Raw genomic sequence first — 22,203 nt, 5'->3', positions numbered from 1 at the left:
TGGGCTGTTTTTATTGATCTATTATGTGGCTGCCGTTTCTTTTTCAGCCAGCAATGTTTTCATCCGTTTTTTATCACGTTCCATTACCGGTTTCAGATAGCGGCCCGTATATGATTCTTTCACTTCGACAACTTCTTCAGGCGTCCCGGAGGCTACGATCGTGCCGCCGCCCGCTCCGCCTTCAGGTCCCAGGTCTACGATGTAGTCCGCCGTTTTAATGATGTCGAGATTGTGTTCAATGACCAAAACGGTATCACCGTTATCGACGAGTCTTTGAAGCACAACCAAAAGCCTTGCGATATCATCAACGTGGAGTCCTGTCGTCGGTTCGTCCAGAATATACAGCGTCCGGCCTGTGGAACGCTTATGCAATTCGGAAGCAAGCTTGACGCGCTGCGCTTCTCCGCCTGACAGCGTCGTCGCCGGCTGGCCGAGCGTCACATACCCGAGTCCGACATCGGCAAGCGTTTGAAGCTTGCGTTTGATTTTCGGGATATTTTCAAAGAAAGACAGAGCATCTTCCACCGTCATATCCAGAACGTCAGAAATGCTTTTTCCTTTGTATGTGACCTCCAGCGTCTCCCGGTTGTAACGTTTGCCGTGGCACACTTCACACGGGACGTACACGTCAGGAAGGAAATGCATCTCAATTTTGATGATGCCGTCGCCGCGGCAGGCCTCACAGCGCCCGCCTTTTACATTAAAACTGAACCGGCCTTTTTTATAGCCGCGCACCTTTGCTTCATTTGTCTGCGCGAATACATCGCGGATATCATCAAACACGCCCGTATAAGTTGCCGGATTTGATCTCGGTGTCCGGCCGATCGGCGCCTGGTCGATGTCGATCACCTTATCAAGGTGGTCAAGGCCTTTGATTTCTTTATGGCTTCCCGGTTTCGCTTTGGCTTTATGAAGCTTTTGCGCAAGCGCCTTATGCAGAATTTCATTCACAAGCGTGCTTTTTCCGGAACCGGACACACCTGTCACCGCCGTAAAAGTGCCGAGCGGGAATTTGGCGTTCGCTTTTTTCAGGTTGTTTTCTGAAGCGCCTTTGATTTCAATGAACCGGCCGTCAGGCTTTCTTCTCTCCGGAGGCATCGGGATGAATTGAGCCCCTGACAAATAGCGTCCGGTCAGAGAGTCCGCATCATTCATCACTTCTTCTGGCGTCCCCGCCGATATGACGCGGCCGCCGTGAATGCCGGCGCCCGGACCGATATCTATCAAATAATCGGCAGCCATCATCGTATCCTCATCATGCTCAACGACAATCAGTGTGTTGCCGAGATCCCTCATGTTTTTCAGCGCGCTGATCAGACGGTCATTGTCACGCTGGTGAAGGCCGATGGACGGCTCATCAAGAATATACAGGACGCCTGACAAACGGGAGCCGATCTGCGTCGCAAGCCTGATGCGCTGGGCTTCTCCGCCTGACAGCGTGCCCGCCGCCCGGCTCAGCGTCAGGTAATCAAGACCGACTTTATCTAAGAAGCTGAGCCGCTCCACAATCTCTCTTAAAATTAAATCGGCAATCTGCATATCTTTCTCAGACAGCGTCAGGTTTTTGAAAAATTCAAGCGCGTCGCCGACAGAAAGTTCGGTAATGGTTCCGATATGACGCCCGTTGACCAAAACGGCAAGCGCTTCTTTCTTCAGCCGGTAGCCTTTGCACGTCGGGCACGATTTCTGTGACATGTACTGCTCCATCTGTTCACGGATATAATCGGAGCTTGTCTCTTTATACCGTCTCTCAATATTGCGCAGCACACCTTCAAATTCAATTTCATTTTCGCGCACTTGTCCGAAATCATTCTCGTATTTAAAGTAGATCCGTTCATTGCCGCTGCCGTACAGCACTTTATCAAGCTGATGCTTCGGCAGGTCTTTGACCGGAGTCTCCATATCAATGCCGTAATGGCGGCAGACCGCCTGAAGCAACTGCGGATAATATTGTGAACTGATCGGCGTCCACGGCGCGATGGCGTGTTCCTTTAATGACAGCTCGGGATTGGGGATGACGAGCTCAGGGTCCACTTCCAGCTTCAAGCCGAGACCGTCGCAAGTCGGACAGGCGCCGAACGGACTGTTAAATGAAAACAGCCGGGGTTCAAGCTCCCCGATAGAAAAACCGCACAGCGGACAGGCGTGATGCTCGCTGAACATCAGCTCCTCCTGACCGATGACATCTATCATGACACGGCCTTCCCCTAAACGGAGCGCGGTTTCCAGCGAGTCGGAAAGCCGGGCGGCAACGCCTTCCTTGACAACGATCCGGTCAATGACTACTTCAATGGAATGCTTTTTGTTTTTTTCAAGTTCAATATCGTCGGAAAGCTCGGCCATTTCTCCGTCAATCCGCACCCTTACGTAACCTTGCTTTCTGATTTGGTCAAGCACTTTGACATGGGCGCCTTTTCTGCCTGAGATGATCGGCGCAAGCACTTGAAGCTTCGTCCGCTCCGAATATTCAAGAATCCGGTCAACCATCTGTTCAATCGTTTGCGACGTAATTTCAATGCCGTGCTCCGGGCAGTGCGGTTTCCCGACTCTCGCGTACAGCAGCCGGAGATAATCATAGATCTCCGTTACCGTTCCGACGGTTGACCGCGGATTGCGGCTTGTCGTTTTCTGGTCAATGCTGATCGCCGGAGAAAGCCCTTCGATCGCATCAACGTCCGGCTTATCCATCTGCCCTAAAAATTGGCGCGCATAGGCAGAAAGCGATTCAACATACCGCCTCTGTCCTTCCGCGTAAATGGTGTCAAAGGCAAGGGATGATTTTCCCGATCCGGACAGCCCCGTCACGACGACGAGCTGATCCCGCGGAATCGTTACATCAATGTTTTTTAAATTGTGCGCCCTTGCGCCTTTCACCTCGATCCGGTCAATTGCCATGTGTTCATCATCCTTCCGCTTTAAGCTCTAACAGTAAATCACGAAGCTCTGCCGCCCGCTCGAAATCAAGCGCTCTGGCCGCTTCTTTCATTTCGTGCTCCATTTGCTCAACGACTTTCTGGCGTTCTTTCTTCGTCATCTTCGCCAGTTTAGGCGCGGCTTTTGTTTTATATTCTTCTTTATCCTCAGCGGCCTGCGTCGCGCGGATCACATCGCGGATTTCCTTATTGATCGTTTGCGGCGTAATGCCGTGAATTTCGTTAAAGCGCTCCTGCTGTTCCCGGCGGCGCTTCGTTTCATTAATCGCGATTTCCATCGAATTCGTGATTTTATCGGCATACATGATGACGCGGCCTTCCGCGTTTCGCGCCGCCCGTCCGATCGTCTGAATCAGCGAACGTTCAGAACGGAGGAAGCCTTCTTTATCCGCATCGAGAATGGCGACAAGTGACACTTCCGGAATATCAAGCCCTTCCCTCAGCAGGTTGATGCCGATTAACACATCATGTTTTCCGAGGCGGAGGTCACGGATGATTTCAATCCGTTCAAGCGTCTTAATCTCGGAATGCAGATAATTGACCTTGATGCCGATTTCCTTGAGATAATCGGTCAGATCCTCTGACATTTTTTTCGTTAAAGTCGTCACGAGAACGCGTTCATTCCGTTCAATCCTCGCCTGAATCTCGCCGATCAGATCATCAATCTGTCCTTCGATCGGCCGGACGTCAATGAGGGGATCGAGGAGTCCCGTCGGTCTGATGATCTGCTCGATCATTTCCGGCGTATGCTCAATTTCATACGGTCCCGGAGTCGCCGACACGTACACGATATTGTGCATGTGTTTCTCAAATTCCTCGAATCGGAGCGGACGGTTGTCAAGCGCTGACGGCAGGCGGAACCCGTGATCGACAAGCACCTGTTTTCTCGCCTGGTCACCGTTGAACATGCCGCGCACCTGCGGAATCGTCACATGTGATTCATCAACGACAATCATAAAATCGTCCGGAAAATAATCAAGCAGCGTATACGGCGTAGAGCCCGGCGGTCGGAGTGTCAAATGTCTTGAATAGTTCTCGATCCCTGAGCAAAAACCCATTTCCCGCATCATTTCAAGATCATATCTCGTCCGCTGCTCAAGCCGCTGCGCTTCAAGGAGCTTGCCGTTTTCGTGCATCACTTTCAAGCGCTCCTCAAGCTCCTGTTCAATATTCAGAATCGCTTTTTCCATCTTTTCCGCCCGGGTGACGAAGTGGGAAGCCGGGAAAATCGCGACATGATCACGGTCGCCGAGAATTTCTCCGGTCAAAGCGTCGACCTCTCTGATCCGCTCAATTTCATCTCCGAAAAATTCCACTCTGATACAATGTTCGTCACGGGAAGCCGGAAAGATTTCCACAACGTCTCCGCGCACGCGGAACGTCCCGCGCTGAAAGTCGATATCATTGCGGGCATACTGGATATCCACAAGCTTTCTCAGCAGCTCATTTCGCTCAATCTCCATTTCCGGTCTGAGCGACACAACCATTTCCCGATATTCTTCAGGCGAACCGAGACCGTATATGCATGACACACTCGCGATAATAATGACATCTCTCCGTTCAAACAGAGAGGATGTCGCGGAGTGTCTCAGTTTATCAATTTCATCATTAATGCTTGCGTCTTTCTCTATAAAAGTATCCGTTTGAGGCACGTACGCCTCCGGCTGATAGTAATCGTAATAGCTGACAAAATATTCGACAGCGTTGTTCGGGAAAAACTCCTTAAACTCGCTGTACAGCTGTCCGGCAAGGGTTTTGTTATGGGCAATGACCAGTGTCGGTTTATTCACTTCTTTAATCAGATTGGACACGGTAAAGGTTTTGCCCGTCCCTGTCGCACCCAGGAGAGTCTGGTGTTTTCTGCCTTCCTGTATGCCTTTGACAAGCTTCTCAATCGCTTGCGGCTGATCTCCCTGGGGCTGATATTTCGAGACTAACTCAAAACGATCTTTCACAAAAAAGCCTCCGTTTCTTTACGAAATCTTCCTATTGATATAGTAACACAATGACGGGCAAAATCACTAAAAATACGAACTAAAGTTCGATGGTTTATTTTTACCAAGTCAATTTTTGTATAAAAAACCTGCTTTTATGGCGTAAAAGCAGGCATTCTATTTCATATTCACCATGTCAGGCATTGTCTTTCTTTTTGTCTGCTTCTTTTTTGGCCATGTACAGCCCTCCGGCCACCAGCGATACGACATCCAATCCAACGATAAAATACGTTTCGGTGTAACCCTTTAAATAGGATGCGAAAAGCAGTGCGGCTGTGAGAGCGATCGCCACATAGTGGTTAAACGTGACGCGCGTAAAAAGGACGACCAGCATAAAAGGGAAACATAATGCAAAAACGGCTTTTGTAATCACAAAAACCCTCCTCGGGAATTCTTCATCTCATCTGATTATAGTAAAAAATGAAGAATCGGACAATCGTTCCCCTGCTATCACAATACCCTTTTTCAGCAGTCTTCAATCATCTGTCAAAAAAATTGTGAATATAAATCCATTGAACCATTAACCAGATGAATCGAATTACCTTTCTTCAGCCGAAAGGATGAGAAGGTTTAGGTCTTTGTATCTTTGACAGTTTCTTCCTCCCTCTTTACAATGTAATGATAGTGTTTACTATCATTTTTCTTGGATGAAGAAAAAAAGGGGGTCATACCGCATGTATTCAGTGCGATTTCAAAAAGCGGGAGAATCGAGCCGCTCTGCAGGAGCAAAAGGAATGAACCTGATTAAACTGACAAAAAACGGGCTGCCCGTTCCCGGCGGTTTCATCATTCAGACGAATGCCCTGACACGTTTTATGGAAGACAACGGGCTTCAAGCAGATCAGGAACAGATGGAGCGCGCCATTATGAACGGCACGTTTTCAAAAGAGCTTCGGGAGGAACTGACCGCGTCGTTTTATGAATTGAGAGAATCATACGCCTCTGTCGCCGTACGTTCCTCCTCCGCGTCCGAAGATCTTGAAGGGGCTTCTTTCGCGGGCCAGTACGAAACCTATTTAAATATCAAAACAGAAGAAGAGTTTCTCGGAAAAGTGAAAGAATGCTGGGCTTCCTTCTTCTCGGCGCGGGTCAGCGGTTATAAAGAGAAAATGAACAATGACACCGCAGAACCATTAATGGGCGTTGTCGTGCAAGGGCTTATCAATTCCGAGGTTTCAGGAGTCATTTTCAGCCGAAACCCCGTCACACACGATGACGGAGAACTGATGATCAGCGCGAGCTACGGTCTCGGAGAAGCAATCGTCTCCGGCAGCGTGACGCCCGACACATTTATCGTCAATAAAGACACATTTCAGATTGAAAAAGAAATCGGCTTAAAAGAAATGTATATCGTTTCTAAAGACGAAGGCGTGACGGAAAAAGAGACGACCGCTGACATGAGAAACCGCTTCTGCCTTGATGACGAGAGCATCAAGGAGCTTGCCATGCTGACGATAAAGACGGAAGAACTGTACGGTTATCCCGTGGATCTCGAATTCGGATTTGCCGAAAATAAGCTGTATCTGCTTCAGGCCAGGCCGATTACAACGATCGTGCAGGATCAGAAAGCGGCAGACGAAGAACGGGAATTTATTATGACGCCCCAGGATCAGAAAGATTTTTGGCTCAATATGGAGGCCAATATAGAAGGCCCCGTCAGCCCGTTATTCGCCTCACTCATTGTGCCGGCTTTGGAATACGGCCTCAAAGAGAGCACGAAGGCATTCCCTGTAATGGGCATCGAAATCGAGCGTGTCAAACTTCATCAGGGACGTGTTTTTTCCAGACAGCATAAGACGGACGACAAGCTGCCCGCAGAACAGTTAGAAGCGCTTTTCCCCGTCTTGGCTGACCGCATGTACAATATTATTCAGGAAACCTTTCTGCCTTTTTATCAAAAGCTGGACGAACTGGCGCATACAGACCATACGCCGGAGACTGCCCTTGATGCGTTCCGAAACCTGCAAGACTTCTATTTAAAAGGATACGCAGAACATTTCAATATTGTCTTTCCGCAGGTTGCGTTAAACATGATACTGGAATCCATGTACGGACAGGTTGAGAAAGAAAACACCTCCCTTCTGTACGAAATGCTGGCTGGCGTCATGAATAAGTCATTGGAGACCGACAGACAGCTGTGGCTGCTTTCCGGACAAGTAAAAGACAGCCCTGAGCTGCGGCGCGTCTTTACGGTTTCTCATGCCGATGAGCTGCATCAGACGCTTCTGCAATCAAATGAGGGAAAACGCTTTCTCGAACAAGTCGGTGAATTTTTACAGGAATACGGCTGGAGATCCGTGAAAAGTCATGATCTCATTGAAGAAACTTGGGCGGAAAACCCTTATTTCGCTTTGGCCAACATTCAGAACTATGTCCGGAACGGATACGATTTTGACAGTGAGTTTCATAAAACGATAGAAAAACGAAAACAGCTCTACGCCGACTTTATGGATAGAATTGAAGATGACGGCTTCCGGGAGACGTTTGACCGCTATTATCAGTGGACATTGTCTTCATCCGTCATCAAAGATGATCACCATTTTTATATTGATGCGATGCTGGACGCCAAAGCGCGCCTTTGCCTTCTGAAAATCGGCGGGCTGCTTCAAAAACAAGGCGTAATCGATGATCGGGAGGATATGTGGTACTTATACAGCGATGAAGTCGAGAAAGCGCTGGCGTCGCCGGTTCCGATGCAGGAAAAAGCCGCTGAACGAAAACAGCTCTTCCAGCAATATCAATTGCTTGAAGCCCCCGCTTATCTCGGGACTCCGACTTCGGAACAGCTGAAAATGGCTGAACAGATTACCGGCTCCATCACAGAAGATGAAAAAAACACTGAACATCAAATTTACGGACTTGCGGCGTCAAGCGGAATCGCAAGCGGCCCTGTGAAAGTCATTCGTGACGCAAGTGAATTTTCCCGTTTTTCAACAGGAGACGTGCTTGTCTGCAAAATGACGACACCGCTGTGGACCAGTCTGTTCCAGGATGCAAAGGCCGTCATTACGGACACGGGCGGCATCCTGTCACATGCGGCGATCATCGCGAGGGAATACGGGCTCCCGGCCGTTCTCGGCACACGTGCCGCGACTGACAGGCTCAACGACGGAGATATCGTCACGGTGGACGGGACAAACGGCAAGATTACGATTGTCAAACGCGCTTCATGCTAGGTTTCCCTCTTTATTGACGGGCAGGGCGGGTGTATACTTGTCCTGCCAGTATTTACGCGAGGTGAAACATGTTGAGAACGACGAACAAGAGAATTATTGACGCCGCGATGAATCTGATCATCCAAAAAGGATACCGCGCAGCGACAACAAAAGAAATCGCAGAAAAAGCAAAAGTAAGCGAAGCAACGATTTTCCGTAATTTTAAAAACAAACAAGGATTAATGAAAGCCATGATTGAACAGCAGACGCCGGTTCCGGAAAGCATGATCACTAAGGCGGAAGGCGATCTGTATGAGGATCTTCTTCATTTCGCCGCGACCCTTCTTCAGCAATTGGAACAAAAAAAAGAAGTGTTCCGCATCTGCCTGCGCGAACCGGAACTATTCGAAGACGTCCTGCAGGATATTGTCGTATATCCGCAATCCGTGAAAAAGCATTTAATCGTTTACTTTAAGGAGCTGACAAAGAAAAATATGATAAGCCCCGGCAGTGAAGAAGCTAATGCAGACGTCTTTATGACGATGATTTTCGGTTATTTTATACACCGGCTGCAGCTGGGGAAAAGAGTCATCACTCTCTCTGAGGAAACGATGCTGAAACACAGCACTGAGATTTTCATGAAAGGCATTACCGGCCGGTCATTTTCCGGCTCCAAGGAGGATGAAGGATGGGTTCAAAGAAAGAATGGGCGCTGATCGTTTCGCTTTTGCTGGGAGCCATACTCGTTCCCATCAATTCTACGATGATCGCAGTCGCCCTTTCATCCATTTCCCGCTCATTCAGCGAATCAATTGCCAGCATCACATGGGTAGTGACCGTGTATTTAATCGTGATGGCCGTGACACAGCCCATTGCCGGCAAACTCGGTGATATGTACGGAAACAAAAAAATGTATTTATGGGGCGTCGGCCTTTTTCTCATCGCATCATTGGGGTGCGCCCTCTCGCCAAGTCTTTTCTTATTGATTTTCTTCCGGGCGCTTCAGGCTGCCGGCGGCGCTTTGCTTACGCCAAACAGCATCGCCATCATCCGCCATGTCGTGTCTGAAAAACGGCTTCCGAAAGTATTCGGCTTTTTCGGCCTCGGTGCCGGGCTGGGAGCGGCTCTCGGTCCGTTTATCGGCTCTCTTTTAATTGAGAGCTTCAGCTGGCATTCGATCTTTTGGGTCAACATTCCGTTTCTTGCAATCGCACTGGTGACGGCATTAGTGATGTTTCCTAAATATAAAGAAGAAACGTCTGACGCTCCGCTTGATATCATCGGGTCCGTTTTGCTTGCCGGAAGCATTGTATCTATTATTCTTCTGACGAAAAGTGAAAGCTCTTTGGGCTATTGGGTGTACGCACTGCTCATTCTCGTATTTGTTCCGCTATTTTTCAGGCGGGAGCTGCGCACGAAACATCCGATTATTGATTTTGACCTGTTTAAAAACACGACCTTTACGAGCGCCAATCTGTCGGTTCTGTTAAGCAATTTAATGATGTACGCCGTGTTATTGATTATGCCGCTCTTTATGACCGGCCACTTCAGCATGAATACGTCACACAGCGGCATGGCGCTGTCAGTCTTTTCTGTTTTCATGTCCGCCAGCAACTGGGGCGGAGCTCAGCTGCATCAGAAATGGGGCGCGCGAAGAATGATTTTTCTGTCCTTCGGGCTGATGGCCGTAGCCAATCTCTTATTTTTGCTTTTGGTTTATTCCCATTCCGTTCCGTTTCTTATGGCATCGCTTATAGTCGGAGGCATCGCGTCAGGTGCGGGGCTGACGAGCATGCAGGTATCTTCTCTTGCGACGGTAGAACCGGGCATGTCCGGCATCGCATCCGGGATTTTCTCCACCTTCCGTTATTTCGGAAGCATTATTTCTTCAGCACTGATCGGTTTAATCTCCGGGTTTCATATTCTGTTTATCATATTGATCGGAGTTTCTGTGATCGGCTTGTTCGTATCGCTTGGTATCAAGTCCGGGGAAACCGTTCAGACGAAAAAAAGCCATTCGGCGTAAACGAAAAAGGTTCCGTAAGCATCTGCTTTCCGGAACCTTTTCTAGTTTTCCTTCTTCATTTTCTCTCTCAAAGTGTCACCGCAATGCCGTTTGCTCTATGAGAATCTTTTGATTTACAAGAGAAAAGGTGAATGTAAATGGCTGAGAGTTCCGATCAAGTTCGGCGCTGACATCGTAATCCGGCCGTAAAAAAAGCCCGGCCGCCGTGTTGTTAGCGGCACCGGGCTCTTTATATGTGATTTTTCATAATTAATAAAACTGAAAGCTTATTATTTCCAATGTTTTTTCTTAATTTTTTTCATAATTCTCCTTACTAAAACCTACCTAAAACAATTATTGAATATTACTTTTATAATTAAGCAAAATTAAGTAACAATCATTGAAGGATTCTCAGACTGATAAAATTTATTTTAAATATAATATTTCAAAACACATTCAAACTGTACAAAGAAAAGAAAGTCTAAATTTTTATTTTTGGAACTTGATTGGGACAAGAAAGTCTAAACCAAAATCTTTTTAGATTTATATAATAACACGTCTGTCGATTATCTAAATTCTACCAAAAAATGAATGCAAAAGAGAGATTCCTCTTGTACAATGTAAGTTACCACACCAACATTGACGAAACGAGGAATCTCTCATGAACAAGAATAAGTCTCTGTATCTTTAACAATAGTATTTACAATATCATTAGGATACCGATTCAAAAAAAAATGTTCTCCTTTAAACTTATGAAATTTCACGTTCCCTTCAACAACTTCGCTCCATTTATGAATTTCTTTGATATGAGTCGAAAAATCATGATCCGCATAAAAAACGCTTGTTCCACAGCTTATTTTTTCTGCTTTGGGCTGAAACTTATAATTGTCCAAAATTATAAAATCTGCTCGCAAAATCGGAAGAAACATATCCATAATCTCTTTTGTATAAAACTCCTCTGGTAATCCCCCATATTGTTCCACCTTTGTCAAGAAAGTTTCATTAGTCATATTTTCAATGTCTTCTCTCTTTTCAAAAATATGTGGAGCATTTCGCCCAGAAAAAAACAGATGCCTTGGTTCCTTAGTTCCCATTTGCTTAAGTTTATAATATATCTCATAAGTCAATAAGGCTCCCATGCTGTGTCCAAATATAACATATTCATCGTCATATTCTAATTGTTCACTTATTCTTTTGGCGATATCTTCACTTGCTTCACCAACAGACTGGTAACAAGGCTCTGTGAATCGAGTTCCTCTTCCAGCCAATTCACATATACACAATTCATATCTATCCGGCAGTAGTTTTTTCCATTCATAATATGCATTTACCGACGCTCCAGCATATGGAATAGGAAATACTTTTATTTTATTTATTTCACTCACTCCTATGTTCAACTTGAGCCCACTATCATTACTATATAAACCTATAAGTATTCAAGATACATTTAATTGTACTTCTCTATCTCTCGCTGCTCTGCCAGCAACAAATTCACCATATCACTATAGCTATTCAAACCGTCTGTCTGATTATTTGCCTTCAGATATACATCATTTACATTTCTTGAAATACTTGGAATAACACCCTCATACTTATCCCGGTACTGCTCATTTTGTTCTATATCATGCTGCACCGCCTTGGACAGACTGGACATTATATCAGACGCCTGATCTGGATCCACTTTCTTTAGCTCAGATATAGAATAATCAAATGCTAGAAAAAAACCACTGTAAAGTATCATTGGATCATCCTGCTGCTTACATGCCAGATATGCTATAAAATTTGCCTCATCCTCATGCATGAAACCACTCTGATGTGCCAATTCATGTGCCATAGTAGCAGGCACCAAGAAAACGGGCACATTAACATTGATATTGGATTCATAAGTAAAAGGGACAAAAATACCATGTATCCCTGCATGCGACATTAGTTTTGACATCACCACTGGTTTTGGTGTTGAATATGAATGCTCCAAAACAGGATATTTCTTTGATAACATTTGCATCGAGAACACTGCGTGTTGTGCATAATAATCAAAAACCTCTGGTACATGAGCCAAAAGATCAGTATCCGCTAACTTTTCCCTTGCCAATTCCATTTCAACGGCAAGTGACTTACTCAATTTAACCAGTTCTTCCTTGCTGTAGTTCTCTTCTTTATATTCGGTATGAGACAAAAAAGAATATCTGTGATAGTTTATTCCACCCAAAATAGTATAACAAAAATATATCACGCTACAGATCGTAACGATTCCTAGAGCACCACGATAAACTACCATCCTACGTGCACCTTTACTCATGATGACCTTGCGCACATAATAAACGATATAAAATAGAAATAGTAACACAACCAACACGACGAGCCATTCACTAACAGAAAATGTGACCCAAGAAGGTACAAGTCCTACTGTTTTTGACAATAACGGATATACAGACCTACTGTATTTCTCCGCCCAATCCTGATGGTTCTGCGCGTATTTTGTCAGTATATAAGCTATAACTCCAAGTGAGATCAACGGTAATCTCTTAAGTAAAAGCTTTTTTATAATGTACTCCCCCTATCCAACATAACCATTATAATCAGTTATTCTTAATATATATCCTGCTAAAGATTCATCTTCTAAAGGTTTTGGAGTTAGCAATAACCTTTCCAATAAGCCATACCTCTCCTTCATTTATTTTTTTATTATTTCAAAATAAAACAGCTAAGAAAATATAATTTTCTTAGCTGTTTTATTTTGAAATCTAGTTTAGGAGTTCTTGAAACTATTCCGAATAATTATGAAAAATCACATTATAATGCTGTCATTTCTTCGTGCTCGTGTTCATCCTGCACGAATAAAATACCTAATTCATGATGTTCGCCTTCATAGGACGCGCGCTGATCAAACCGGATCTCACCGTTCAGGCCGATGATCTCCATTTTTACAAATGCGCGGTTTTTTTGAAGTGCTTCATAAAAATCCGATACATGCTTCACGGGGATGCCGTTTACTTTCGTAATAATCTCACCGATCTTCAGCTCAAGATCGTCCGCGGGTGTATTCGGAATGATGCCGAGCACCATTAAACCCTGATCCCGCTTAGAGAAATAAAACGGAGCCGCGTTATCGTTCAGCCGCTGTCTTAATGATAAAAACAGGCGTCCGAGCACCGCAATACAAGCGGCAGCTCCGGCAAGCGGAGTCCACCAAAGGGCCGCTGCCCCGAATGCGGTCACGATAACCCCGAGAATCATGACACGTTTCGCTGTTATCCGTATGCTGACTTCCGGAAGTGACCCCTGCACACGCTGTCCGAAGCCGGCGATATAAGGAATCCAGATCAAATGGAAAGAGCCGCCCGGCACGGTAAAGACAGGCCACCAAGAAAGGTGTGACTCAAGCCCGCTGCCCGGCACCAATAAGAAAAGCGGAAGCAGCCATGCGCGATTCGCCAATTGTCGGCCAATGGGCAGGCCTCTGCTGCTGACGACAAGCGCCGGAGATGTTTTCAGATGCGCTGAACGGCAGGCAGCCGCTCCCTCCGTGATAATCAAAAGGCCCATAAACACGGCCGCCGATGCCCAATTCACGCCGAATGCCTGCGGAAACCGATCCGCAAACGGCACTGTGTGGGTATACTGAAGGAGAAACGCAATGAACATGCCGGCGCTGACAATATAAGCTGATGACAGCCAATTCATACGGAACGTCAGCGAAGCCAAAGCCGTCACGGCCGCGATTATGCCGAGAAGACCGAATGGAATCGAAATTCCCAGTCCAAAAAATAATATGGAGAGAAGTATACCCGGTATAAGTCCTTTTATGTATGTAAAGATAAGCTCGTCATACATATCCGCGATTTTTGTATGAAACGTATGGCGTTCACGTTTAATCCGCAAATATCCGCAGGCGAGACTTATGATGATAAAAAACCAAAACATCGGGTGCAAAAAAAACAGACCGATACTTTTCAGAAGTTCAATTCCCCATTGAACAGACATTGCTTTCACCGCCTCAAGCCAAACATTTTAATTCTATTCTACCAAATAATCATTGGCTTGAATATCTCAAACGTCTATCTCTCTTCCGTCATCCACAACGTCACATTTGAGAGAGAGAAATCTTTCAGATAGTGGTCGACTTCCACCTCGATTACACCGCTGATCAAAAGCATGGACCGTTTAATATCCGTCAGATTGATTCCTAAACGTTTATGGTTTTTCATTAAGTAGGTGAAATAATGCTTTGCACACTCCTCATTGATATCGTGAACACATTCAACATTTGTATAATTGACCAGGTATCTGCTGAACAGCATAAGAAGACTTAGTGCTTTTGTTGATGAAAATGTGACGTCTTTTGTTCTGTCTTTTAGTTGTTCCACTAATTCATAATATTTTTTTTCACGCACAATACTTGCCCTCTTCAATTGTGAACCCCCATTTTTTTATCCAGATAAGCACGGGTGATTACAGCTGCCGTGCTGAAGCGCCGCAAACACTTCTGCTTTCGATACTGAAATGCAGCTGCCAAACTAAAACTGTTCTCTATTAGAACCTTCTTTTATTGTAAGAACTAAAACTGACTGAGGCAACTTTCAAAAGTTTCATTTTGAATACATATTAACTCGGCATAAAGTCTCTCTTCTCTATAAATATCGGGTAATGTTTGTCCTTTATAAATGTTTAAATGTGAAAATTTTTTTAATATCTTGTCAAAACCGACATAATTATATGTCTTTTAGTTCATTTTTAGGGCATGACAAAAGAAACAGGAGACGAAAAAAACGCCTCCTTTTCATTTATTTTACAAATAATGATTTTAACGCCATTTGCAGCTGTAAATCATTTTTTTCGTCAGATTTCTTTTCATTCATCAGCTGATTCATTTTTTCCGCTGTCTTTTTATCAATGACCGCTGTTTTATCAAGCCTGTACCGGTCTTGAAACGCCAGAACGGCTTTTTTCATTGTTTTGCTGAAATAGCCGTCTGCTCTGCCCGGGTCGAAGCCTAGGCCTTTCAGCAGGATTTGAGCGTGCTTGACATCCGCGCTGTTCATATCAGGCTGAAGCGGCTGTTTCAGCTGAAGCGGTCCCGCCGCAAAATAATCCGGCTGGCTCACAGCGATTGTCGGAGCAATGCCTTTTTTGTGAATCCAATTGCCTTTCGGTGTCAGCCATTTGTAAAGCGTCAATTTAATGTTGCTCCCGTCTCCCATAGGCACGGCCTGCTGAACCGTTCCTTTACCGAAAGAAGTGTCACCGACAACGTCATAATGTCCCGCTTCTTTTAACGCACCCGCAAGAATTTCTGAAGCGGAGGCGCTTCCTTTATCCGTGATGACATTGACGGGATACGGCTTCTTATGTTTTAAGGTTGAGAAATATTGTTTTTTATCGCCGTTACGCTCCGCAATTTGGATATACGGCATGTCTTTTGTGATGAAATGCTTTAAAATTTGTTCGACGCTTTGAAGGTAGCCGCCGGGATTCCCTCTTACATCAAGGACGAGACCGTCAATCCCTTGTTTTTCAAGCTTTTTCAGCGCCGCGGCGAAGTCCTGGGCGGTATGCTCGGAAAATGTCGATATTCCGATGTAGCCGACATGATGACCGCCTGATTCTTTGCGGGAAGCAAATACGGTTTCAAGCGGGATTTCCGCTCTTTTAATCCGGAATGACAGCTGTTTATCAGTTCCCGGACGCTGTATTTTAATAGAAACCTTCGATCCTTTTTTTCCTCTGATTTTCAGCACGGCTTCGTTTAAACCTTTCCCGTTCATTGACTCGCCGTTTATGCTGATGATTTCATCATTCGGCTTGAGTCCCGCTTTTTCCGCCGGAGATTGCTTAAACGGTGATACGATAATGATTTTATTGTCTTTCATACCGACTTCAGCGCCGATCCCTTCGAAAGAAGAATCAAGAGAATCGGAAAACTGCTTAGCTGTCTGCTTGTCCATATAAACGGAATAAGGGTCGTTTAATGTAGACAGCATCCCCTGGATCGCTCCTTCAAGAAGCTTTTCTTTATCTACATTTTCCACGTATTCGTTCGAGATCAGCTCATAAGCTTTTTCGATTTTTTCCATTGCCCGGCTTCTTTCTGCGTCTGTTGAATTCGGCTGTGCCGCCCCGGCAATATGAGCTCCGCCGCACATGATGCTGACGGCCGCCATCACTGCGATCATTTTCTGCTTCATCGTTTACCTCCTCTTAGTCCTTTTACGAAAACCTGGAGATAGTATGTGTAAATTGCAAAGAATTCATGTAACGGCAACAAAAAAATGAAAACGCGAGATTGTTACATATATATGGGTAACGTATAATATTTTGTATGCAATTCATTAAATATACAGGAGAATGCGATATGAAAATAAAATTATCGATTTTATCCGCGGCGGTTCTGGCCGCAGGCATTACCGCCTTTGTCTGGCCAAAAACAGAGGCCAATGAAAAAACGCAGACGGACGCCTTGTATGTTTCTCCCGCAGGCAGCGACCAAAATGAAGGAACGAAAGAAAAGCCGTTCCGCACATTAAAACATGCGGCTGAAAAGGCAGAGGCCGGAACAACCGTATTGATTCGGGAAGGGACGTACGATGAAACGTTTGAAGTAAAGCACAGCGGCACGGCCGAAAAGCCGATTACATTTCGGAACTATCAGAATGAGCATGTCTCAATCAGCGGCAAATCTGCGCCAAAAAGCGATTCTGAAACTCCGTTAATTCAAATCCGCAATAAACAGTACATTACCATTCACGGCGTTACGCTTGAGAACCTCTCCGTATCATCAGAAGATGCGACTGCCATGGGAATTTGCGTCACCGGATCAAGCAGTCATATCAACATTGACGGCAACCATATCCGAAACATTAAAACCACGGCTGATGAGGGAAATGCACACGGCATCGCGTTTTACGGCACAGACGCCATGAAGGATGTCAGCATCACAAATAATACGGTTGAAAAACTGACGCTCGGCGCAAGCGAAGCGGTCGTGCTGAACGGGAATGTTGACGGATTTAAGATTGCCGGCAATACCATTCGGGACAATAACAATATCGGGATTGACGTGATCGGATACGAAGGAACGTCCAAGCAAAACGACTATGCGCGAAACGGCGTCATTGAAAACAATACGGTGAGCCATAACTCTTCTTACGGAAATCCCGCTTACGGAGATGAATATTCAGCGGGCGGTATTTACGTTGACGGCGCAGAACATGTGGACATTAAGAAGAACACCGTTTACAACAATGACCTCGGCATTGAAGCCACTTCCGAACATAGAGGGAAATACGCACGAGATATCCGGATTACGGATAACAAGGTGTACGGCAATGCTTACACCGGTATTTCAATCGGAGGCTATGACACGAAACGCGGCGGCACCATCAATTCGGTGATCGCTCATAACATTATGTATCGAAATGACACGAAGGACCTTGACGGCGGCCAGCTGCTGCTGCAGTACGGCACAAAAGGGAACACGATCGAAAAAAACATCATGACGGCAAGCGGTTCACGGATTTTTATCGCAAATGATTATACAAAAAACGAAGGCAATACCGTTAATCATAACGTCTATCACAAAGAAGCCGGAAAAGACGGCATTTGGAATTGGAAGAACAGAGAATATGATTCATTCACAGCGTACCAAAAAGGAACGGCAAACGATTCGGATTCCATTTATGCGGACCCGCTGTACCGTGACGAATCGTCTTATGACTTTACATTAAAGCCCGGATCACCGGCCCTTCCCGTCATTCAGTAACGAAACCATTAAAAAAAGCCAGTCTATATCAGACTGGCTTTTGTATTTATACACGAAGGAATTTCCGGATGGAAGTCAGACTTCCCCATACTCCGATAACCGCGCCGATCAGAATGAGCACAAGTGATACTTGGAACACAAACGGACTGTACGGCAGAAGTGAAACAAATGATCCCTGAACTTTCGGGGCCACCCAAGCGACCATCGACTGGTACGTACTCAGCACGAGAGCGATCGGTATGATAGAACCGAATACCCCCAGCAGCAGCCCTTCCAGGAAGAACGGCCAGCGGATAAACCAGTTTGTCGCGCCGACAAGCTTCATGATTTCAATCTCTTTTCTTCTGGCGAAAATCGTGATTTTAATCGTATTTGAAATTAAGAACATCGCCGTGAACAGAAGGCCGATGATTAACGCAATCCCGATGTTGCGTGACACCCCGACGATCTTAAACAGACGGCTGACTTCTTCTTTCCCGTATGTCACTTTATACACATGATCCAGCTTCTCAATTTTTTTCGCGACTTTCGGCGTATCATGCGGATCTGTCGTTTTGACGATAAACGCGTTGTTCAGCGGGTTTTCCTGATCTTGCATTTTCATGGCCTTTCCGCTGTCGCCGAAGCTTTTGACCAATTGATCAAGCTCTTTATCTTTAGATGAAAACTCTACGCTTTGGATTCCCGAGATGTCTTTAATCTCATTCTGCAGCGTATCCTGCGTTTTCTTATTGGACGTCAGATCGATTAATACTTTAATTTCCACTTCTTTTTCAGCATTTTTAGCCATGTTGTTTAAATTCAGCATAATGACTAAAAACACGCCGACCAAAATCAATGTAACGGTAACGGCACTGATGGATGCAAATGTCATCCATGTGTTTCTTCCGAGAGATTTAAAACTCTCACGCAAATGGCGCCCGAGAATTTTAATCATAAGAACCATACTCCCCTCTTGACTCATCACGCACAATAATTCCGTCTTCGATCGCGATGACCCGTTTCTTCATGGTGTTTACTATTTCTTTATTGTGTGTCGCCATCACGACGGTCGTTCCGCGGTTATTAATCTCTTCCAGCGTCTTCATGACTTCCCATGATGTTACCGGATCAAGGTTGCCCGTCGGTTCGTCAGCTATCACGACGTCAGGATTGTTGACGATGGATCTTGCGATGGAAACACGCTGCTGTTCTCCTCCGGAAAGCTGGTCGGGAAACTGCCGCGCTTTATGCTTCAGCTGCACAAGATCGAGCACTTCGAGCACGCGTTTTTTAATAACGGACTGCTGCTCTCCGATCACCTCAAGCGCGAACGCGACGTTTTCAAATACCGTCAGTTTCGGAAGAAGTTTAAAATCTTGGAAAACAACACCTATTTTACGCCGCACGAAAGGAATCTCTTTTTCTTTTACAGACGCGAGATCTTTATGATTAATCAATATTTGTCCTTTTGTCGGCTTTTCTTCTCTGTAAATCATTTTAATAAAAGTAGATTTACCGGCTCCGCTCGGTCCCACGACATATACAAATTCTCCGGGATGAATCATGACTGACAGCCCGTTAATCGCTTTTACACCGTTCGGATAGGATTTATATACTTCTTTCATCTCTATCATGAAATCACCTAATCTTTTAATTATGTCTTGCAGCCATAGAGTTCGTAAAAATACTGCGGTTTATGGCCGGTTTACCAGGAAACAGATGAAAAATCTGAAAGTTCCTTTTCCTCAGTACACTTCATTATACGTCAAATTTAGACATATTACTATTACAGTTTCTTTTCATTCCCAGACCGTGAAAAAACCTTGCCCCTATAACAGGCAAGGTTTTTCTGTTATTTTTTCTGTGACAGCCATTTTGCGATCTCAGCGGCTTCCTTATCATTTACAAGATGGCTCGGCATATTGCCGCGTCCGTTTTTAATGATGCTTTCAATTTTAGCTTCATCATACTTCCCGCCGACTTCCTGTAAATTCGGACCTCCGCCGCCTTCTAAGTCTTTTCCGTGGCAGCCGATACAGCTTTGCTGATAAAGCTCTTCTCCTGCTGACGCAGATGCTTTTGACCCGCCTGAACTGTCAGAGCTTTCTTTTTTCGATTCATTGGAACCGCCGCATGCCGCCAGCAGGACGGACATGGTCAGAACCAGCGCCAGCAGCGCCCATTTTGATTTCATATGTAAGATGCACCCCTTCGCTATTATAACCCCGTTTACGCGCGTTTGAAACCCTCGCCGAGCACCTCGCTTGCGTCTGCGACAATGACAAAGGCTGACTCATCAATCTGTTTGACGATTTGTTTCAGTTTTGTGAATTCGGTCTGGCCAACGACACACATTAAGATCGGACGGTCATGTTCCGTATACCCGCCGACTGCGGAAATCTTCGTCACACCCCTGTCGATTTCTTTAAACACAGCCGATCTGACGGCTTCTTCATGCTGCGTAATGATTAAAGCCATTTTGGAGCGGTTGAACCCGACCTGCACGACATCAATCGTTTTGCTTGAAATAAATACCCCGAGCATCGCATACAGTCCCTGCTCCACTCCGAAAACGAGCATCGCGCTCAGCACAATTAATCCGTCCATGATGGCGAGGCACGTTCCCAGCGACAGCCCCGTGTATTTGTGAATGATCTGGCCCGCCAGAGCCGTTCCCCCCGTGGAGCCTTTGCCGAGATACACGATGCCGATTCCCGTTCCGATCCCGACGCCTCCGAAAATCGCCGCCAGCAGTTCATGGGTCGTCGCGGCAGGCAGATCTCTTGTTAAATAGACGGCGAGCGGCAGAACGATGGAACCGACCAGTGTCTTCATTCCGAACTTCCCGCCGAGAATGATCACTCCGGCGATAAACAAAGGGATGTTAATAATCCACTGCACGTAAGCCGGTTCAAAACCAAACGTTTCTAAAATGGTGCTGATCCCGCTTACTCCCCCCGCTGCTATACGGTTCGGCAGCAAAAATACGTTAAACACGATCCCCGTAATCGCCGCGCCGATCATGATGTATATATAATCTTTGATCAGACGGAGCGGCTTATTGTGATTCACATCCATGCAAAATCCTCCGTTCTCCGATTTTCTCTCGATAGCATTTTAAGTCTTCCCGGCTTAGAAGTAAATAACAGCCAAATACCGTATTAATTTGCTAAAGCGCTGTTGTGAAAAATGGAAAAAGAGAACGGATAAAAAAACACACCTTGCCAAAGGCAGGTGTGTTCCCGGATTACGACAGTTTAGAACGTAAATAGGCGTCAATGAAAATATCGATATCTCCGTCCATAACCGCCTGCACGTTCCCCATTTCCGTATTGGTGCGGTGATCTTTCACCATGGAGTACGGATGGAAGACGTACGAGCGGATTTGGCTGCCCCAGCCGATTTCTTTCTGTTCGCCGCGGATTTCGTCAAGCTCCGCCTGCTGTTCTTCAATTCTGCGCTGATACAGCTTCGCTTTGAGCATTTTCATCGCCCGGTCGCGGTTTTTGATTTGTGAACGTTCCGTCTGGCACGTGACGACTACATTTGTCGGCAGGTGGGTGATCCGAACGGCTGAATCAGTCGTATTGACGTGCTGTCCGCCGGCACCGCTCGCCCGGTACGTATCAACTTTAATATCTTCGGTACGAATATCAATGTCGATTTCTTCATTGAATTCAGGCATGACTTCACATGACACGAATGACGTGTGGCGGCGGCCTGATGAATCAAATGGAGAAATCCGCACGAGGCGGTGTACGCCTTTTTCCGCTTTTAAATAGCCGTATGCATTGTGGCCTTTAATGAGCAGTGTGACAGACTTAATACCTGCTTCATCTCCCGGGAGATAATCAAGCGTTTCAACTTTGAAACCGCGTCTTTCCGCCCAGCGGGTATACATTCTGAGCAGCATGGAACCCCAATCCTGAGATTCCGTACCGCCGGCCCCCGGATGAAGTTCTAAAATCGCGTTGTTTTTGTCATATGGTTCACTGAGCAGCAGCTGAAGCTCAAATTCATTCAATTCCTTCGTTAATGACTTCAGCTCTTTTTCAAGCTCTTGCTGAAGGTCCTGGTCAGGTTCTTCTTTTAAAAGATCATGTGTCATTTGCAGCTCTTCGTGAGACTCGCTCAGCTGATGATAGGAGTTCACGTATTCTTTCAGACCGTTCGCTTCATTGATGACGGTTTGGGCCTTCTGCTGGTCATTCCAGAATTCCGGTTCCGCCATCTTTTCATCTAATTCTGCAATGCGGGCTTCCTTTGATTCGAGGTCAAAGAGACCCCCTGAAGTCCGCTAAACGAGAAGCCATATTTTCGAGCTCTGCCCTGATTTCTGATAATTCCATTCCATTCACCTCATTAAAAGATCCGG

At 45.8% G+C, this 22,203-nt stretch carries 17 protein-coding genes; 4 read left to right on the top strand and 13 right to left on the bottom strand.

Annotated elements, in window-relative coordinates:
• Window positions 1-21 precede the first annotated feature (21 nt).
• The 3 genes from uvrA to D5S11_RS01500 form a co-directional block, all read right to left on the bottom strand.
• Window positions 22-2,895, bottom strand: a complete 2,874-nt coding sequence (gene uvrA, locus D5S11_RS01510; RefSeq protein WP_108725280.1) for an excinuclease ABC subunit UvrA — start codon at window positions 2,893-2,895, stop codon at window positions 22-24.
• A gap of 7 nt (window positions 2,896-2,902) precedes the next feature.
• On the bottom strand, window positions 2,903-4,888 hold the full coding sequence (uvrB, locus tag D5S11_RS01505) for an excinuclease ABC subunit UvrB (protein ID WP_003151439.1): 1,986 nt from the start codon (window positions 4,886-4,888) through the stop codon (window positions 2,903-2,905).
• A 175-nt stretch (window positions 4,889-5,063) separates the two neighbouring features.
• Complete coding sequence (locus D5S11_RS01500) at window positions 5,064-5,300, bottom strand: CsbA family protein (protein WP_003151438.1); 237 nt, start codon at window positions 5,298-5,300, stop codon at window positions 5,064-5,066.
• A 301-nt stretch (window positions 5,301-5,601) separates the two neighbouring features.
• On the opposite strand from D5S11_RS01500, the gene D5S11_RS01495 reads away from it, so the two are divergent.
• The 3 genes from D5S11_RS01495 to D5S11_RS01485 all read left to right on the top strand — a co-directional run bounded on the left by D5S11_RS01495 (window position 5,602) and on the right by D5S11_RS01485 (window position 10,108).
• Window positions 5,602-8,103, top strand: coding sequence for a PEP/pyruvate-binding domain-containing protein (locus D5S11_RS01495; protein ID WP_108725279.1), 2,502 nt, complete (start codon window positions 5,602-5,604; stop codon window positions 8,101-8,103).
• Between the two features lie 71 nt (window positions 8,104-8,174).
• Entirely contained in the window at window positions 8,175-8,798 is a 624-nt protein-coding gene (locus D5S11_RS01490) for a TetR/AcrR family transcriptional regulator (protein ID WP_015240677.1), read from the top strand.
• Window positions 8,771-10,108, top strand: a complete 1,338-nt coding sequence (locus D5S11_RS01485) for an MFS transporter (protein WP_052827906.1) — start codon at window positions 8,771-8,773, stop codon at window positions 10,106-10,108. The genes D5S11_RS01490 and D5S11_RS01485 overlap by 28 nt, the downstream gene beginning before the upstream one ends.
• A gap of 638 nt (window positions 10,109-10,746) precedes the next feature.
• Here D5S11_RS01485 and D5S11_RS01480 read toward each other — a convergent pair.
• The 5 genes from D5S11_RS01480 to ctpB form a co-directional block, all read right to left on the bottom strand.
• Window positions 10,747-11,484, bottom strand: a complete 738-nt coding sequence (locus D5S11_RS01480; protein WP_108725278.1) for a thioesterase II family protein — start codon at window positions 11,482-11,484, stop codon at window positions 10,747-10,749.
• Window positions 11,485-11,534: 50 nt separating this feature from the next.
• Window positions 11,535-12,602, bottom strand: a complete 1,068-nt coding sequence (locus tag D5S11_RS01475; protein ID WP_047936435.1) for a DUF3810 domain-containing protein — start codon at window positions 12,600-12,602, stop codon at window positions 11,535-11,537.
• A 278-nt stretch (window positions 12,603-12,880) separates the two neighbouring features.
• Window positions 12,881-14,071 carry a cell division topological determinant MinJ gene (minJ, locus tag D5S11_RS01470; RefSeq protein WP_007407459.1) on the bottom strand — a complete coding sequence of 397 codons (1,191 nt, stop codon included), beginning with the start codon at window positions 14,069-14,071 and terminating at the stop codon, window positions 12,881-12,883.
• 74 nt (window positions 14,072-14,145) lie between these two features.
• Window positions 14,146-14,499 carry a swarming motility protein SwrAA gene (gene swrA, locus D5S11_RS01465; protein ID WP_012118562.1) on the bottom strand — a complete coding sequence of 118 codons (354 nt, stop codon included), beginning with the start codon at window positions 14,497-14,499 and terminating at the stop codon, window positions 14,146-14,148.
• 372 nt (window positions 14,500-14,871) lie between these two features.
• On the bottom strand, window positions 14,872-16,230 hold the full coding sequence (gene ctpB / locus D5S11_RS01460; RefSeq protein ID WP_407707236.1) for a carboxy-terminal processing protease CtpB: 1,359 nt from the start codon (window positions 16,228-16,230) through the stop codon (window positions 14,872-14,874).
• A 209-nt stretch (window positions 16,231-16,439) separates the two neighbouring features.
• On the opposite strand from ctpB, the gene D5S11_RS01455 reads away from it, so the two are divergent.
• Window positions 16,440-17,846, top strand: coding sequence for a right-handed parallel beta-helix repeat-containing protein (locus D5S11_RS01455; protein WP_047936248.1), 1,407 nt, complete (start codon window positions 16,440-16,442; stop codon window positions 17,844-17,846).
• A 46-nt stretch (window positions 17,847-17,892) separates the two neighbouring features.
• Here the strand turns inward: D5S11_RS01455 and ftsX are convergent, their stop codons facing one another.
• From ftsX to prfB, 5 genes are all read right to left on the bottom strand, one after another.
• Window positions 17,893-18,783, bottom strand: a complete 891-nt coding sequence (gene ftsX, locus D5S11_RS01450) for a permease-like cell division protein FtsX (protein WP_007407464.1) — start codon at window positions 18,781-18,783, stop codon at window positions 17,893-17,895.
• The gene (gene ftsE, locus D5S11_RS01445; RefSeq protein ID WP_007407465.1) at window positions 18,776-19,462 is read right to left on the bottom strand and encodes a cell division ATP-binding protein FtsE; all 687 of its coding nucleotides are present in this window, start codon (window positions 19,460-19,462) and stop codon (window positions 18,776-18,778) included. Before ftsE ends, ftsX begins: the two co-directional genes overlap by 8 nt.
• A 218-nt stretch (window positions 19,463-19,680) precedes the next feature.
• A complete protein-coding gene (gene cccB, locus D5S11_RS01440; protein ID WP_007614074.1) occupies window positions 19,681-20,022 on the bottom strand; it encodes a cytochrome c551 in 342 nt (113 codons plus the stop codon).
• Between the two features lie 35 nt (window positions 20,023-20,057).
• Complete coding sequence (locus D5S11_RS01435; protein ID WP_012118565.1) at window positions 20,058-20,906, bottom strand: YitT family protein; 849 nt, start codon at window positions 20,904-20,906, stop codon at window positions 20,058-20,060.
• 169 nt (window positions 20,907-21,075) lie between these two features.
• Window positions 21,076-22,177 (bottom strand): peptide chain release factor 2 gene (prfB, locus tag D5S11_RS01430; RefSeq protein ID WP_096034905.1). Its coding sequence is split into 2 segments (ribosomal slippage): window positions 21,076-22,104 and window positions 22,106-22,177, totalling 1,101 coding nucleotides; the frame shifts between segments, so codons are not numbered across the junction.
• Between the last annotated feature and the right edge of the window lie 26 nt (window positions 22,178-22,203).

The sequence above is a fragment of the Bacillus sp. L75 genome, from assembly GCF_003676355.1.
GTDB classification, from domain to species: domain Bacteria; phylum Bacillota; class Bacilli; order Bacillales; family Bacillaceae; genus Bacillus; species Bacillus velezensis.
This window is presented reverse-complemented; position numbering and strand designations above follow the sequence as displayed.

Excerpts from the sequence above, each read along its gene's own strand:
- D5S11_RS01435 (WP_012118565.1), bottom strand. The coding sequence starts at position 20,906 with ATGGATGTGAATCACAATAAGCCGCTCCGTCTGATCAAAGATTATATA.
- ftsX (WP_007407464.1), bottom strand. The coding sequence starts at position 18,783 with ATGATTAAAATTCTCGGGCGCCATTTGCGTGAGAGTTTTAAATCTCTC.
- ctpB (WP_407707236.1), bottom strand. The coding sequence starts at position 16,230 with ATGTGCGGCGGAGCTCATATTGCCGGGGCGGCACAGCCGAATTCAACA.
- D5S11_RS01495 (WP_108725279.1), top strand. The coding sequence starts at position 5,602 with ATGTATTCAGTGCGATTTCAAAAAGCGGGAGAATCGAGCCGCTCTGCA.
- D5S11_RS01455 (WP_047936248.1), top strand. The coding sequence starts at position 16,440 with ATGAAAATAAAATTATCGATTTTATCCGCGGCGGTTCTGGCCGCAGGC.
- D5S11_RS01485 (WP_052827906.1), top strand. The coding sequence starts at position 8,771 with ATGGGTTCAAAGAAAGAATGGGCGCTGATCGTTTCGCTTTTGCTGGGA.
- cccB (WP_007614074.1), bottom strand. The coding sequence starts at position 20,022 with ATGAAATCAAAATGGGCGCTGCTGGCGCTGGTTCTGACCATGTCCGTC.
- uvrA (WP_108725280.1), bottom strand. The coding sequence starts at position 2,895 with ATGGCAATTGACCGGATCGAGGTGAAAGGCGCAAGGGCGCACAATTTA.
- ftsE (WP_007407465.1), bottom strand. The coding sequence starts at position 19,462 with ATGATAGAGATGAAAGAAGTATATAAATCCTATCCGAACGGTGTAAAA.
- minJ (WP_007407459.1), bottom strand. The coding sequence starts at position 14,071 with ATGTCTGTTCAATGGGGAATTGAACTTCTGAAAAGTATCGGTCTGTTT.